Genomic DNA, 14,755 nt, shown 5'->3' on the forward strand with positions numbered 1-14,755 from the left:
GAAATCCGGGGTTTCGCGATATATCGCGTCTTGATGTGCAACACGATATATCGCGTTTCTGAGAATCTCAACCTGTTTCGTTTGACCTTGACGCTACGTCAAGTTCTACGGTGGAACCCGTACCGGCAACGGTGCAGCACGACACGAACCGAACGCGAGAGGAGGCGGCGCCGTGGACTGGTCGATCCAGGAGATCGCGAAGCTCGCCGGCACGACGAGCCGCACCCTGCGGCACTACGACGACATCGGCCTGCTCGAACCGAGCCGCGTGGCCGGCAACGGCTACCGCCATTACGACGAGCGCGCACTCGTGCGCCTGCAGCGCATCCTGCTGCTGCGCGAGCTCGGGCTCGGACTGCCGGCCATCGGCGAGGTGCTCGAGGGCGACGCCGACGAGGCGCATGCGCTCGGCGCGCACCTCGACTGGCTCCGGCAGGAGCAGGGCCGGCTGGCGCGTCAGATCGCGTCGGTCGAGAAGACCATCGAGGCATTGGAAGGAGGTGAACGACTCATGGCAGACGAGATGTTCGACGGCTTCGACCACACCCGGTACAAGGAGGAGGTCGAAGAGCGCTGGGGCAAGGAGGCGTACGCGAGCGGTGACCGCTGGTGGCGCGGCCTCGGCGAGGCCGGCCGGCGCGAGTGGAAGGCTCGCGCCGAGGCGCTCGGTCGCGACTGGATCGCGGCGGCGGAGTCGGGCGTGCAGCCCGGCGGCCCCGAGGGGCAGGCGCTCGCGAAGCGCCACGTCGAGTGGCTGACCGGCATTCCCGGCACGCCCGCGGCGGCGCCCGGCGGCGACGTCAAGGCGTACGTGATCGGCCTCGGCGAGATGTACGTGGCCGACCCGCGCTTCGGCGTGAACTACGGCGGTCCGCACGGCGCCGAGTTCGTGCGCGACGCGCTGCGGGCGTACGCCGAGCGCGAGCTCTAGGGGCTGGGCGGTCGAGGAGGCGCGCGGCGCCGCATCGACACCACCCGCGTGGTCTCGATGCGCTTCGCCCCTCGACCGACGATGGTCGCTGCGGCCTCCGAGGTGTCCCGGCCTCGGAGGCCGCAGCCGTCTAGTCCGCCGCGGCGGCCACGGGGGTCGCGGCGGTCCCGGTGCCGACGGCATCGGTTCGGGGCGTCCGCGCCTTCTCGGGCACCCGGAAGAGCGGCAGCGTGACGCCGCAGAGCGGCCCGATGAGCAGCGCGAACGCCACGGTTCCGAAGCCGACGTCGCCGCCGAGCAGCCAGCCGACGAGCAGCACGGTCACCTCGACGAGGGTGCGGCCGACCCAGATCGGCCAGCCCGTGCGGGCGTGGATGCCGGTCATGAGGCCGTCGCGCGGTCCCGGGCCGAAGCGGCTGCCGATGTAGAGGCCGCTCGCGACGGCGAGCAGCAGCAGGCCGCCCGCGAAGAGCAGGATGCGCTGCCACAGCTCGGGCGGCGTCTGGATGAACCACAGGCCGAGCTCGATGCTCGGGCCGATGAGCAGGATGTTGAGCACGGTCCCGGCGCCGGGGCGCTGGCGCAGCGGGATCCAGAGCAGCAGCACGAGCGCGCCGATGATGTTCGTGAGCCAGCCGATGCCGATGCCCGTGAGGTGCGAGAGCCCCTGGGCGAACACCGTCCACGGGTCGACCCCGAGCGCCGCGCGGATCATCATCGCGTCGGCGATGCCGTAGAGCACGAGTCCGATGAGCAGTTGGGGAATCCGGCGGGCCATAACATCCATCCAATTCGATGATTGGCCTTGACATCTATAGCCAATTCGTCTGAAGTGGCATTATGTCGGATGCCTCGCTGAGTGCCCGTGCCCTGCAGAACCTCCTCGGAGACTGGCGGGGCGGCCTTCCCGGCGCCGCGTACCTCGCGCTCGCCGACCGGGTTCGGCTGCTCGTGCTCGACGGGAGGGTCAGCGTCGACACCCGGCTGCCGGCCGAGCGAGAGCTCGCCGAACGGCTCGGCGTCAGCCGCACGACCGTCACCGCCGCCTACCGGCACCTGCGCGAGCAGGGCTACCTGCGGAGCCTGCGCGGGTCGGGGAGCGTCGCCCGCATCCCTGGAGCGCCCGCGGTGCTGCCGGTCCCACCGGCCGCCACGCACCTCGACCTGTCGAAGGCGGCACCGCCCGCACTGCCGTGGCTCGCCGAGGTGGCCCGCGACGCGGCCGACGAATTGCCTGCGCATCTCGGCGACTCGGGGTTCGACCCGATCGGCCTGCCCGCTCTCCGCCAGGCGATCGCCGACCGCTACGGCGTGCGCGGACTGCCGACCCGGTCGGAGCAGATCATGGTGACGATCGGGGCGCAGCACGCCATCGGGCTGCTCGCGCGGGTGCTCGTCGGCCGGGGCGATCGCGCCGTGATCGAGGCGCCGACCTACCCGCACGCGTACGAGGCGCTGCAGCTCGCGGGCGCACGGCTCGTGCCCGTACCGGTCGCGCCCCACGACCCGCGGTTCGACGGCGGCGTCCCGCCGCACGGCGACGAGGTCGAGGCGCTCGAGCGCGCGCTCGCCCGTACCAACCCGTCGACGGCGTACCTCATGCCCGACTTCCAGAACCCCACCGGCCGCAGCCTCGACGCCGATGCGCGACGCCGGCTGCTCGACGTCGCCGCACGCCAGGGCACGGTCGTCATCGCCGACGAGACCACCGCCGAGCTCGACATCGACCGCGACCGCGCGCCGCTGCCGCTCGCGGCCTACGGGCCGCCCGGCACCGCGGTGCTCATCGGCTCCCTCGGCAAGACGGTGTGGGGCGGGGTGCGCATCGGCTGGATCCGTGCGGAGCCGCCGCTCATCCGCCGACTGCTCGCGGCCCGACTGCCGGGCGACCTCGGCACGCCGATCCTCGAGCAGCTCATCGCGACCCGGCTCATCGGGCGGATGGACGAGATCCTCGAGCTGCGCCGGTCCGAGCTCCGTGCGGGTCGCGATCGGGTCGAGACGCTCATCGCCGAGCTGTTCCCCGACTGGCGCGTGCCGCACGTCGACGGGGGCATCGCCGTCTGGATCGGCCTCGGTGCACCGATCAGCTCGCAGCTCGCGCTCGCGGCCCGGGCGCAGGGGCTGCTCATCGCCGCGGGTCCGCGATTCGGCATCGACGGGGCGTTCGAACGGTTCCTGCGTCTGCCGATCTGCCAGCCAGTGGCCGAGACCGAGGCCGCCGTGCACGCACTGCGCCGTGCCTGGGAGTCGATGCCCGGAGTCGCCGCGGCCGACGCCGGGCTGCTGCCCGCCGTCGTCTAGCTCGGGGCGCGCACCGGCCGTTCACCTACCGGTCACGATCGCGTCACCGGCGCGGAACCCCGGCGACAGCCGTCGGCGGGACTCTGGGCCCGACTCGCCCGTCGACCCCAGGAGCCCCCTCATGCCCGCACGCCCGCTGTCCCTCGCCGCATTCGCGGTGGCATCCGTCGTCGCCGGGTGCGCGCTCGCCGCCCCAGCCGTCGCCGCGCCCCGCTCGAACGACACCGCGACCGCCGCGACCGCCGCCGACCGCGAGGAGACCGCGGGCCCCGGCTTCTCGCGGACCGCGACCTACCCCGTCTTCCAGAACGCGCCCGCGGGCGTCGATCCGGCCGAGGCCGCCGTCGCCGAGATCTCGGCCGTCTCGGACGACGGCCGCACGGTCGTCTACACCGACGCCCTCGGCAAGCGCATCGGCTTCGTCGACCTCGGCGACCCCGAGCACCCGGTCGGCACCGGAACCGTCGAGCTCGCCGAGCTCGGCCACGCCGACGACCAGCCCACCTCGGTCGCGATCGTCGGCGACCGCGTGCTCGTGGTGATCGACGAGACGGGCGGCGACTTCCCGAACCCGCGCGGCCGTCTCGACGTGCTCGACCTCACGACCCGCGAGCGGCTCGCCTCGATCGACCTCGGCGGCCAGCCCGACTCCATCGCCGTCTCTCCCGACCGCAGGACCGCCGCGATCGCGATCGAGAACCAGCGCGACGAGGAGCTCGAGGTCGACGGCGTCGAGGGCGGCCTGCCGCAGGCGCCCGGCGGCTTCGTGCAGACCGTGAAGCTCACCCCGGCGAAGCCGTCGAGCTGGAAGGCCCGGCCGGTCGCGTTCGACGACCGCTGGGCGAAGGCGGCCTTCGCCGCGGCCGGCGTGTACGCCCCTGGCGACCCCGAGCCCGAGTACGTCGCGTTCTCGCCGACGGGACAGCTCGCCGTCACCCTCCAGGAGAACAACGCCGTCGCGCTCGTCGACGTGCAGAGCCGCCGGGTCACGGGCGCCTTCTCGGCCGGCACCGTGACCGGATCGGGCTTCGACGTCAAGAAGGACAAGAAGGTCGACGCGACCGGGTCGATCACCGACGTGCCGCGCGAGCCCGATGCGATCGCCTGGGTCGACGACCGGCACGTCGCGACCGCCAACGAGGGCGACCTGCGCGGCGGCACCCGCGGCTGGTCGGTGTTCGACGTGCGCACGGGCGACGTGGTCTGGGACGCGGGCGACTCGTTCGAGCAGCTCGCGATCTCGCGCGGGCTCTACAACGACGACCGGGCCGGCAAGAAGGGCCCGGAGCCCGAGGGCCTCGCGGTCGCGACGATCCGAGGCATCCGCTACGGGTTCGTCGCGAGCGAGCGCTCGAACTTCGTCGCCGTCTACGACCTCACCGAGCCCGCATCGCCGCGCTTCGTGCAGACGCTCTTCTCGACGAACGGCCCAGAGGGCATCCTTCCGGTGCCCTCGCGCGACCTCCTCGTCGTCTCGAGCGAGACCGACGCCGCCTCGGTCTCGGTGCGTGCGAGCGTCAACGTGTACCGGTTCGGCGACGAGGCGGCGCGGCCGTCCGTCGTGAGCGGCGACGACGCGAACGGCCGGGCGATCGGCTGGCTCGCGCTGGGCGCGCTGTCGGCCAAGCCCGGTGACGCGTCGGCGATCTACGCCGCGAGCGACAACGCGCTCAGCCCGTCGACGATCTTCACGGTGGATGTCGCGGCCGAGCCCGCACGCGTCACCGACCGGCTCGTCGTCACGAAGGGCGGCGCCCCGCAGGCGCTCGACGTCGAGGGCGTGTACGCCCGCCCCCAGGGCGGGTTCTGGCTCGCGAACGAGGGCGCGACGGGAGCCGCGAACTCGCTCGTGCGCACCGACGGCGCAGGCGCCGTCGTCGAGACCGTCGCGCTGCCCGCCGATATCGCGGCGCACGTCGGCAAGTGGGGCTTCGAGGGCGTCACCGCCACGACCGATGCCGCGGGCGCCGAGGTCGTCTTCGTCGCCCTGCAACGTCCGTTGTGGGCCGACCCGGCGGCGGCGGCGGGCCCGATCGACGGCGAGGGCGTGACCCGCATCGGGCGCTACGACACCGCATCGAAGACGTGGACCTGGTTCGGCTACCGGCTCGAGCAGACCTCGGTCGCCGGGGACTGGCTCGGCCTCTCGGAGATCGTGGCGGTCGACGCCGACACGCTCGCCGTCATCGAGCGCGACAAGCTCAACGGTCCGGCGGCGGCGGTCAAGCGCGTCTCCACCGTCGAGGTCGGCGGCGTCGCCGGGGTGGCCGGCGTCGGAGCGCCCGGCGAACTGCCGGTGCTCGAGAAGTCGCTCGCGGTCGACGTGCTGCCGGCGCTCGGGGCCGGCAACGGCTGGACGCAGGAGAAGCTCGAGGGGCTCACGATCGGGGCCGACGGCGACGTCTACGCCGTGACCGACAACGACGGGCTCAAGGATGCCACGGGCGAGACGGTCTTCCTCCGCCTCGGCGCAGCCGGCGACCTGTTCTGAGCCCGTCTTCGGGCAGGTGACGGCGGCCCGGGCCTCGCGGCTCGGGCCGCCGTCGTTCGTGTTGCTTCCCCCTGATTTCCCCTTCGCATCCATGAGGGTGCGGGGCGACGTGCGACTGCGAAACGCACGCCGCCCCGACCCGGCCACGCCATGGACGAGCGCGGCCGGCCGTGCCGCACGGGTCTGAGGCACGGAGTCGTTCGACCGGCACGACCCGCTGAGCCGGTCGGGGCCCGGCGCCGGCAGGGCGGCGCCGGGATGACCCGCTATCGGCGCAGCGTGGACCGCCGCACCGTGAACCGACGCAGTCCGACGAGCACGAGGCCGGCCGTCAGCGCGAGCGCTGCGAGGCCGAGCGCCGAGACGTCGGCGCCCGTCGAGGCGAGCGCGCCGTCGCCGGCCGCGATCACCATGTCACCGTCGGAGGCGACCGAAGAGCCGTCAGAACCGTCGTCGGAGCCGCCGTTCGAACCGTCACCGGGGTCGGTGGGGTTCGTCGGGTCCGTGGGGTCCGTGGGGTCCGTGGGGTCCGTGGGGTCCGTGGGGTCGGTCGGGTCGGTCGGGTCGGTCGGGTCGGTCGGGTCGGTCGGGTCCGTCGGGTCGACGATGGTCGTCGAGCCGTCCGTCTCGCTGTCGCCGATCACCGAGATCGCGTTGCCGCCGATCGTGATGGGCAGGGACAGGTCAGGCAGCAGCTGTGTTCCCCCGAGCAGCCCGCCGTCACCGTCCGTCGTCGCCGAACCGCCCCCGGTTCCCGGCAGAACGACCGTCTCTGCATTCGTCGACGTGGAGTCGCCGATGCCCGAGATCGCATTGCCGCCGATCGTGATCGGCAGATCGAGCGCCGGCAGCACCTGCGTGCCGCCGAGGATCGAGTCCTCGCCGGACGTCGTCGCCTCGCCCGAGCCGCCCCCGGTGAGCACCGCGGTGGTCGCATCCGACGAGGTCGAGTCGCCGATCACCGAGATCGCGTTGCCGCCGACGGTGATCGGTGCATCGAGCGAGGGCAGCAGCTGCGTGCCGCCGAGCAGGCTGTCCTCACCCGACGTCACCGCCTCGCCCGTGCCGGAGCCCGACCCGCCCGTGCCCACTTCGGTCACGGCGTCGCTCGACGACGAGTCGCCGATGCCCGAGATCGCGTTGCCGCCGACCGTGATCGGCAGATCCAGGTCGCCGAGGATCTGGGTGCCGCCGAGCAGGCTGTCCTCGCCCGACGTCACCGCCTCGCCGGCGCCCTCGTCCGAGCCGCCGGCCTCGGTCGCCACCGCGGTCGTCGCGTCGCTCGACGACGAGTCGCCGACGACCGAGATCGCGTTGCCGCTCACGGTGACCGGCACGTCGACGTCGACGAGCCCCTGGGTGCCGCCCAGCAGCGAGTCGTCGCCACTGGTCTCGGCGCTGCCCGCTTCGCTCGCACCGTCGTCGGTCGCGACCTCGGTGGTCGCATCCGACGACGACGAGTCGCCGATCACCGAGATCGCGTTGCCGCCCACGGTCACCGGGATGTCCACGTCGATGAGCGCCTGGCTGCCCGACCCGATGCCGTCGTCGCCGGAGGTGACGGCGACCGGTTCGGCGTCAGCGGTCGAGACCTCCGTCGCGGCATCCGACGACGACGAGTCGCCGATGAGCGAGATCGCGTTGCCGCCGATCGTCACGGGAAGGTCGATCGAGATCCCCGCCTGGGTTCCCGATGCGATGCCGTCGTCGCCACCCGTGTCCGCGTGGGCGACGCCGGCCCCGAGGAGCGTGAGCCCCCCGGCGAAGAGGGTCGCGTACAGCGCCCTCAATGCCATTCTCTTCATGATCCAGTCCTCCTGACTGATGGGTGATTTCGCTCCCGGGCAGGGAGCGATGACCGTGTCCGCGGGGGCACGCAGGCGCGTGCGAGCGGACCGGTCCCCGGTCAGTCAGGGGTGGAATCGGTGTCGTACACCGGCGACGACGGCAGCTCGTCGTCGACGGAGTGGAGCACGATCGACGTGAGTGCGTCGAGTTCGAGAGCGGCGTAGGCCGTGTCGGCGGCGCTCGACGCGCCGCCCGAGCCCGCGCCGGAAGCGCCCGAGCCGGAACCGGCTCCGCCGGAGCCGCCGGCAGGCGGTGTCGCCACGGGTGAATGGTCGCCGGGCGGGGCTCCGCCGCCACCCGGCAGTGCGGCGCCGGAACCGAGGCCGCCCACCGTCTCGGCGACCCGTCCGGACCCCTCGGGTCCGAGTGCGATGCCCGACGAGGGCACCGCAGCCGATGCGCCGGGAACCACGGGCGCCAGCGGCGCGTTCGGCGCCTGAACGCCCGGTGTGCCGGGCTGCTCGCCGGGAACACCCGGGTCGACCCCCGGGATGCCCGGGCCGGCCGAACCGCCGTCGCCCGGAAGCACGGGGATCGAGGGGATCTCGGGGATGACGCCGGTGCCGTCGGTCGGCAGCTCGCCGGGCGTGCCGACGACCGTGCCGAGGGTGTCGTCGACCGCGCCGACGACGGGGTCGAGGACGCCTCCGACGGTGTCGTCGCCGAGCAGGCCGCCGACGATCGGGAGCGATCCGACGAGTCCGTCGACAGCACCGGTGACAGGGGTCGTGATCGAGCCGACGGTGTCGCCGCCGGCGATGTCGGAGACCGTGCCCGCGACCTCGTTGACGACCGTTCCGACGGTGCCGTTTCCGGTGCTGACCACGTCATTCGTGGTGTCGGTGACGGTGTCGACGACGTTCGGAACGACCGCTTCGACGACGTCGCCGACAGGTGCCGGGGCGACGTCGACGACGGGCTCGACGAGCTGGTTCACCGGCTCGGTGACCGCGTCGACGACCCCGCCGAGCGTGTCGCCGACCGCACCGGTCGCATCGGTCACGCCGCCCACGAGCGAGGTCACGCCGCCGAGCAGTCCGCCCGGCTTCGACTCCTCGGCCGATGCGCTCGATGCGCTCGAGAAGAGCGAGAACGCGAGCCAGATCGCCGAGCACACGAGGGCCAGGAGGCCATATCGAAAAAGCGCAGCGCGGAGCCACGGCACCTGCCGCTCGGCAACCGCTGTGGCCATGGCCCACCACCTCACGTCGAGCGCCACCTTACCGAGGGTGCTCGCCGCGCGACGACCCCCGTTCGGGGGTCAATCGGATCTTCTTCACCTCGAATTCGACACTCGGTGACATCCGTCGTCGACCCTGCTGCGAGAATCGAGCAATGCACCTGCTCGCTGCGCTCAGCATGAAGAACCGCGCCCTCATCGCGCTCGTCACGATCGTGGTCGCGATCTTCGGCGGCATCTCGCTCACGAGCCTCAAGCAGGAGCTCGCGCCCTCGATCGAGTTCCCGCAGTTGTCGATCGTCTCCAGCTATCCGGGCGCTTCACCCGATGTCGTCAACAACGACGTGTCGACGCCCATCGAGACCGCGATCCAGGGCATCACGGGCCTCGAGTCGACCTCGACGACGAGCTCGACCGGACTCAGCCGGGTCACGGCGAGCTTCACGTACGGCACCGACCTCGCGTTCGCCGAGCAGAAGCTGCTGTCGGCGGTCAACCGCATCCAGAACCAGTTGCCCGACGACGTCGACCCGCAGGTCATCGCGCTCTCGCTCGACGACTTCCCCGTGCTGCAGATCGCGGTCACCGGCGCCGACGACGTCAGCGCCCTCTCCGACGAGATCGAGCGCACGACGCTCGGCGAGATCACCGACGTCGACGGCGTCCGCGACGCGACCCTCGTGGGCGAGATCGGCCAGCGCGTGACGATCACGCCCGACCCCGAGAAGCTCGCCGCCCACGGCCTGACGCAGCAGGCGATCCGCGACGCGCTCGCCCAGAACGGCCTGCTCGTGCCGGCCGGCACGATCACCGAGGGCGACTCGACCTTCGCGGTGCAGACGGGCACCCGCATCGGCAGCGTCGACGAGATCGCGGCGCTGCCGGTGCTCGGCGCGACCGAGGTGCAGGTGCCGGACGACTCGGAGTTCGGGCCCGACGACGTCACGACGCCGCCGACCGACGGTGGAGACGGTCTCGCCGACGGCACCGACGTCGTGCGCGTGCCCGTCGCGGCGACCATCGCGGATGTCTCGACCGTCGCCCTGACCGACAACCCCGTGACGAGCATCTCGCGCGTGAACGGCGAGCCGGCCCTCACCATCTCGGTCACGAAGCTCCCGGCCGCGAACACGGTCGAGGTGTCGAACGCGGTGACGGCGCTGCTGCCCGACCTCGAGGCGTCGCTCGACACGACCAACCCGGGGGCGACGTTCACCGTCGTCTTCGACCAGGCGCCCTACATCGAGCAGTCGATCGAGTCGCTCGCGACCGAGGGACTGCTCGGCCTCGCCTTCGCGGTCCTCGTCATCCTGATCTTCCTGATGTCGGTGCGGGCGACCCTCGTCACCGCGATCTCGATCCCCACGTCGGTGCTCATCACCTTCATCGGCCTGCAGGTCGCCGACTACACGCTCAACATCCTCACGCTCGGCGCGCTCACGATCGCGATCGGGCGCGTGGTCGACGACTCGATCGTCGTCATCGAGAACATCAAGCGGCACCTCGTCGAGGGCGTCGACAAGGCGTCGACCATCGTGCGCGCCGTGCGCGAGGTCGCCGGCGCGATCACCGCGTCGACGATCACGACCGTCGCCGTCTTCCTGCCGATCGCGCTCGTCGAGGGCGTGACGGGCGAGCTGTTCCGGCCGTTCTCGCTCACGGTCACGATCGCCCTGCTCGCGTCGCTGCTCGTCTCGCTCACCATCGTGCCCGTGCTCGCGTACTGGTTCCTGAAGCCCGCGAAGCTGCGCAAGGTCGAGGGCCCCGAAGACACCGCCGACGAGGCGGAGCTCGAGGCCGAGGAGGCCGCCGCCGCATTCGTCGACGACGTGTGGCTCGCACCCGAGCTGCGAGACGAGAGCGGCGCGACCGGGCTGCCCGTCTCGCGCCCGTCGGGCGTCGCGACGGCCGAGCGGGCCGCCGCCGAGGCATCCCCCTCGGTCGCCCACCCGGTGGTCGACGAGCTCGAGCACCCGTCGCGGCTGCAGCGCGGTTACCTGCCGATCATCGCCTGGACGCTCAAGCACGGCGTCGTCACGATCATCATCGCGGTGCTCGTGCTCGCGGGCACGGTCGCGATGACGCCGCTCATGAAGACCAACTTCCTCGGGTCGAGCGGGCAGAACACGTTCCGCGTGTCGCAGGAGCTGCCCGTCGGCACGAGCCTCGATGCGCTCGACGCGGCGTCGAAGCCGGTCGAGCAGGTGCTGCGCGACACCGATGGCGTCGAGACCGTGCAGACCTCGATCGGCACCGGTTCCAACCCGCTCGCCGCGGCGTTCGGCGGCGGCGGCGCGAACGTGACCTACTCGGTCACGACCGACGACGACGCCGACCAGGACGCCCTGCAGGCCGAGGTGCGCGACGAGCTCGACGGGCTCGACGCCGACGAGGTGGGCGAGGTCTCGCTCGCCGCATCGAGCGGCTTCGGCGCCTCGAACGACATCGAGGTCGACATCACCGCCTCGAACGCGGAGGACCTGCAGGACGCGACCGACGCGGTCGTCGACGAGCTCGACGGCGTCGACTCGGTGTCGCAGGTCACGTCGAACCTCTCCGAGTCGCGCCCGTACGTGGCGGTCGAGGTGAACCGGGCGGATGCCGCGGCGGCCGGCTACTCCGAGGTCGCGCTCGGCGGGCTCGTGTCGGCGGCGATGCAGCCGCAGAGCGCCGGATCGGTCGTGATCGACGAGAAGACGCTGACGATCTACCTCGCGAGCGAGAACCCGCCGGTCACCGTCGAGGAGCTCTCGGCGCTCGAGGTGCCGACCCCGGCCGGCGTCGTGCGCCTCGACACCCTCGCGACGGTCGAGCAGGTCGAGGGCCCCGCCTCGGTCACGACCGTGCAGGGGCTGCGCAGCTCGACCGTGTCGGCCACTCCCGCCGGCGACGACCTCGGCACGGCGTCGGGTCAGGTGCAGGCGGCCGTGAACACGGTCGACCTGCCCGAGGGAACGACGGCGTCGATCGGCGGCGTCACCGCCGACCAGCAGGAGTCGTTCTCGCAGCTCGGCCTCGCGCTGCTCGCGGCGATCCTCATCGTCTACATCGTCATGGTCGCGACGTTCCGCTCGCTGCTGCAGCCGCTGCTGCTGCTCGTCTCGGTGCCGTTCGCGGCCACGGGCGCGATCGCACTGCAGGTCGTCACGGGCATCCCGCTCGGCGTCGCCTCGCTCGTCGGCGTGCTCATGCTCGTCGGCATCGTCGTCACGAACGCGATCGTGCTGGTCGACCTCGTGAACCAGTACCGCGACCGCGGCATGAACGTGCGCGACGCGCTCATGCACGGTGCGTCGCGTCGTCTGCGCCCGATCCTGATGACGGCGCTCGCGACGATCTTCGCGCTGCTGCCCATGGCGCTCGGCATCACCGGTCACGGCGGGTTCATCTCGCAGCCGCTCGCGATCGTCGTGATCGGCGGCCTCCTGTCGTCGACGCTGCTCACGCTCGTCGTGCTGCCCGTGCTCTACGACCTCGTCGAGGGCGGTCGCGAGCGCCGGCGGGCGAGGAAGGCGGCCAAGGCGGCGGGTGCGGGAGCGACGCCGGCGGCCCCCGAGGTCGCCGCGCCGGTCGAGTAGGCGCGGAGCCCCCGCTGCGGGGATCGATGCACGTCCTGCTCCGTCGGCGCTACTCGACCGCCGGGGGCCCGCCGAGCTCTGCGATCCGCGCGAGCAGCGCCTCGCGCTCCCGTGCGTTGCCCGTGAGCCGGGCGGCCGTCTCGAGCTCGCCGCGCGCCTCGCCGGTGCGCCCGAGGCGAGCGAGCAGCTCGCCGCGCACGGCCGGCAGCGGGGGATACCCGGCGAGCCTCCCGCCGGCGACGAGCTCGTCGACGACCCGGAGCGCCGACGCCGGCCCCGTCGCCATCGCGATCGCCGCGGCGCGGTTGAGCTCCACGACGGGCGACGGGGCGATGCGACCGAGCGCCTCGTAGAGCACGACGACCTGGGCCCAGTCGGTCTCGTCGGCCGAGGGGGCGACCGCATGGCAGCCGGCGATCGCGGCCTGCAGGCCGTACGCGGCGCGCCCGCGCCCGATGCGGTCGGCCCGGTCGAGCGCCGCCCGCCCGCGGGCGATCTGCGCGCGGTCCCAGCGCGAGCGGTCCTGCTTGTCGAGGGGGATCGCACTGCCGTCGCGCGCCGTGCGCGCCGGGAAGCGGGCGGCGGTGAACTCCATGAGCGCGACGAGCGACTGCGCCTCGGGCTCGCGGGGCATGAGGCCCGCCACGATCCGGGCGAGCCGCAGGGCCTCGGCCGAGACGTCCGGCCGCAGCCATTCCTCGCCCGACGCGGGCAGGTAGCCCTCGTTGAAGATCAGGTAGAGCACGTGCAGCACCGAGGCGAGGCGCTCGGGGTACTCGTTCGGCTCGGGCACGGCGAAGGGCACGTTCGCGGCGGCGAGGGTCTTCTTCGCGCGCACGATCCGCTGCTGGATCGTCGCGGTCGGCACGAGGAACGCGCGGGCGATCTCCTCGCTCGAGAGGCCGCCGACGATGCGCAGCGTCAGCGCGATCTGGGCCTCGCGCGACAGCACGGGGTGGCATGAGACGAAGACGAGCCGCAGCACGTCGTCGTCGATCGTGTCGGGGTCCCAGAAGGTGTCGGATGCCTCGCCGCCCTGCTGCTCGAGATCGCGCGCCATCGCGGCGTACCGCTCGTCGAGCCGTTCGCGCCGGCGCCAGCCGTCGATGGCCCGGCGCTTCGCGACCGCCGTCAGCCATGCGCCGGGGTTGCGCGGCACGCCCTCGTCGGGCCACTGCCCGAGGGCCTCGACGAGCGCCTCCTGCGCGAGGTCCTCGGCCTGGCCGACGTCGCCGGTGAAGCGGGCGAGCGTCGCGACGATGCGAGCCGACTCGATGCGCCAGACCGCGGCGATCTCGCGCCGGGCGCGGTCGGCGTCGGCCGGGCCGGAGGTGCCGCCGCCGGAATGCCGGGCCCGGTCGGCGTCGGCGTGCGCCGAACCGGCCGAGCCCGAGGCATCCGTCTCGCTCATGGTGCGGTCACGCCCCCGCCGTGCCCAGGCGACCCTCGGCCTCCTCGCGCCAGCCGGCCTCCTTCTGGATCCACTCGTTGTCCTGCGGGAAGTCCTCGAGCTCGGTGACGCGACGCACCTCGAGCTTCGAGCCGGGGCCGAGCGGGCAGCGCTTGGCCCACTCCGCGGCCTCCTCGGGGCTCTGCGCCTGGATGATCCAGAAGCCGTTGAAGAGCTCCTTCGTCTCGCCGTAGGGGCCGTCGGTCACCACGGGCGGGGTCTGGTCGAAGTCGACGACGAAACCCTCCTTCGCGTCGGTCAGTCCCTCGCCCGCGAGCAGCACGCCGGCCTTGATGAGCGACTCGTTGTAGGCGCCCATCGCGGCGATGACCTCGTTGAAATCGAGCTGCTCGTAGGCCTCGACGGCGGCGTCGTTCGATCGCATGATCAGCATGTACTTCACGGTGTTCTCCTTGTTCGGATCGATGTCGATGCGGGGCCGAAGTGCCCGCCTCACTCATGCGTCGAACGGGGCGGGGGCCGGATCGACATCCGGGCGGAAAAAGTTCGGAACTGTTTCGGCCATGTTCTCAGACGCCGATCGGCTTGGTGATTGATACCCCACCGGGGTATAGTTCTGAATATCGAGGGAAGGATGACCGACATGACCCACAGCCACGCCGCCACCACCGTGCCCGAGGGCGCCACCGAACTCCAGCTGGTCGACCAGGCCGCCGCTGCGGATGCCTCGTGCGCGTGCTGCGCGATCCCCGACGCCGCGGCGACGTCGACCGCGCCCGCCGAACTCGACGGACTCGTGAGCGCCCACTACGCCGTCGCCGGCATGACCTGCGGCAACTGCGTGCGCCACGTCAGCGCCGAGCTCGCCGCCATCGAGGGCGTGGAGGCGGTCGAGGTCGAGCTCGTCGCCGGCGGCGTCTCGACCGTCACGGTGCGCAGCAGCTCGCCGCTCGCCGACGCCGCGGTCGCCGCCGCCGTCGAGGAGGCCGGCTACGAGGTCGTCCCGCGCTGA

The 14,755-nt window shown here is 72.4% G+C and carries 10 protein-coding genes; 5 read left to right on the forward strand and 5 right to left on the reverse strand.

What is annotated here, in order from left to right:
- Positions 1–172 precede the first annotated feature (172 nt).
- On the forward strand, positions 173–931 hold the full coding sequence (locus ACWGPE_RS06290; RefSeq protein WP_275505228.1) for a MerR family transcriptional regulator: 759 nt from the start codon (positions 173–175) through the stop codon (positions 929–931).
- 130 nt (positions 932–1,061) lie between these two features.
- On the opposite strand, the gene yczE is transcribed toward ACWGPE_RS06290, so the two are convergent.
- On the reverse strand, positions 1,062–1,709 hold the full coding sequence (yczE, locus tag ACWGPE_RS06295) for a membrane protein YczE (protein WP_231429730.1): 648 nt from the start codon (positions 1,707–1,709) through the stop codon (positions 1,062–1,064).
- A gap of 62 nt (positions 1,710–1,771) precedes the next feature.
- On the opposite strand from yczE, the gene yczR reads away from it, so the two are divergent.
- A complete protein-coding gene (gene yczR, locus ACWGPE_RS06300; protein WP_452048359.1) occupies positions 1,772–3,235 on the forward strand; it encodes a MocR-like transcription factor YczR in 1,464 nt (487 codons plus the stop codon).
- A gap of 121 nt (positions 3,236–3,356) precedes the next feature.
- Positions 3,357–5,726 (forward strand): esterase-like activity of phytase family protein, encoded by a 2,370-nt coding sequence (locus tag ACWGPE_RS06305; RefSeq protein ID WP_452048360.1) that lies wholly within the window; start codon positions 3,357–3,359, stop codon positions 5,724–5,726.
- 266 nt (positions 5,727–5,992) lie between these two features.
- Here the strand turns inward: ACWGPE_RS06305 and ACWGPE_RS06310 are convergent, their stop codons facing one another.
- Positions 5,993–7,531 carry a chaplin family protein gene (locus ACWGPE_RS06310; protein WP_452048361.1) on the reverse strand — a complete coding sequence of 513 codons (1,539 nt, stop codon included), beginning with the start codon at positions 7,529–7,531 and terminating at the stop codon, positions 5,993–5,995.
- A 101-nt stretch (positions 7,532–7,632) separates the two neighbouring features.
- Positions 7,633–8,766, reverse strand: coding sequence for a hypothetical protein (locus ACWGPE_RS06315; protein WP_452048362.1), 1,134 nt, complete (start codon positions 8,764–8,766; stop codon positions 7,633–7,635).
- 143 nt (positions 8,767–8,909) lie between these two features.
- Here ACWGPE_RS06315 and ACWGPE_RS06320 point away from each other — a divergent pair, with 143 nt between their 5' ends.
- Positions 8,910–12,332, forward strand: coding sequence for an efflux RND transporter permease subunit (locus ACWGPE_RS06320; protein ID WP_452048363.1), 3,423 nt, complete (start codon positions 8,910–8,912; stop codon positions 12,330–12,332).
- A 49-nt stretch (positions 12,333–12,381) separates the two neighbouring features.
- On the opposite strand, the gene ACWGPE_RS06325 is transcribed toward ACWGPE_RS06320, so the two are convergent.
- The gene (locus tag ACWGPE_RS06325) at positions 12,382–13,743 is read right to left on the reverse strand and encodes an RNA polymerase sigma factor (protein WP_231429736.1); all 1,362 of its coding nucleotides are present in this window, start codon (positions 13,741–13,743) and stop codon (positions 12,382–12,384) included.
- Between the two features lie 7 nt (positions 13,744–13,750).
- Complete coding sequence (locus ACWGPE_RS06330) at positions 13,751–14,185, reverse strand: YciI family protein (protein ID WP_231429737.1); 435 nt, start codon at positions 14,183–14,185, stop codon at positions 13,751–13,753.
- A 201-nt stretch (positions 14,186–14,386) separates the two neighbouring features.
- Here ACWGPE_RS06330 and ACWGPE_RS06335 point away from each other — a divergent pair, with 201 nt between their 5' ends.
- Positions 14,387–14,755 carry a heavy-metal-associated domain-containing protein gene (locus ACWGPE_RS06335; protein ID WP_231429738.1) on the forward strand — a complete coding sequence of 123 codons (369 nt, stop codon included), beginning with the start codon at positions 14,387–14,389 and terminating at the stop codon, positions 14,753–14,755.

This window comes from Agromyces sp. NPDC055658 (genome assembly GCF_053618155.1).

What these genes read in the sequence shown, in the direction of transcription:
- yczE (WP_231429730.1), bottom strand. Translation starts at nt 1,709, where the DNA reads ATGGCCCGCCGGATTCCCCAACTGCTCATCGGACTCGTGCTCTACGGC.
- yczR (WP_452048359.1), top strand. Translation starts at nt 1,772, where the DNA reads ATGTCGGATGCCTCGCTGAGTGCCCGTGCCCTGCAGAACCTCCTCGGA.
- ACWGPE_RS06305 (WP_452048360.1), top strand. Translation starts at nt 3,357, where the DNA reads ATGCCCGCACGCCCGCTGTCCCTCGCCGCATTCGCGGTGGCATCCGTC.
- ACWGPE_RS06310 (WP_452048361.1), bottom strand. Translation starts at nt 7,531, where the DNA reads ATGAAGAGAATGGCATTGAGGGCGCTGTACGCGACCCTCTTCGCCGGG.
- ACWGPE_RS06315 (WP_452048362.1), bottom strand. Translation starts at nt 8,766, where the DNA reads ATGGCCACAGCGGTTGCCGAGCGGCAGGTGCCGTGGCTCCGCGCTGCG.
- ACWGPE_RS06320 (WP_452048363.1), top strand. Translation starts at nt 8,910, where the DNA reads ATGCACCTGCTCGCTGCGCTCAGCATGAAGAACCGCGCCCTCATCGCG.
- ACWGPE_RS06325 (WP_231429736.1), bottom strand. Translation starts at nt 13,743, where the DNA reads ATGAGCGAGACGGATGCCTCGGGCTCGGCCGGTTCGGCGCACGCCGAC.
- ACWGPE_RS06335 (WP_231429738.1), top strand. Translation starts at nt 14,387, where the DNA reads ATGACCCACAGCCACGCCGCCACCACCGTGCCCGAGGGCGCCACCGAA.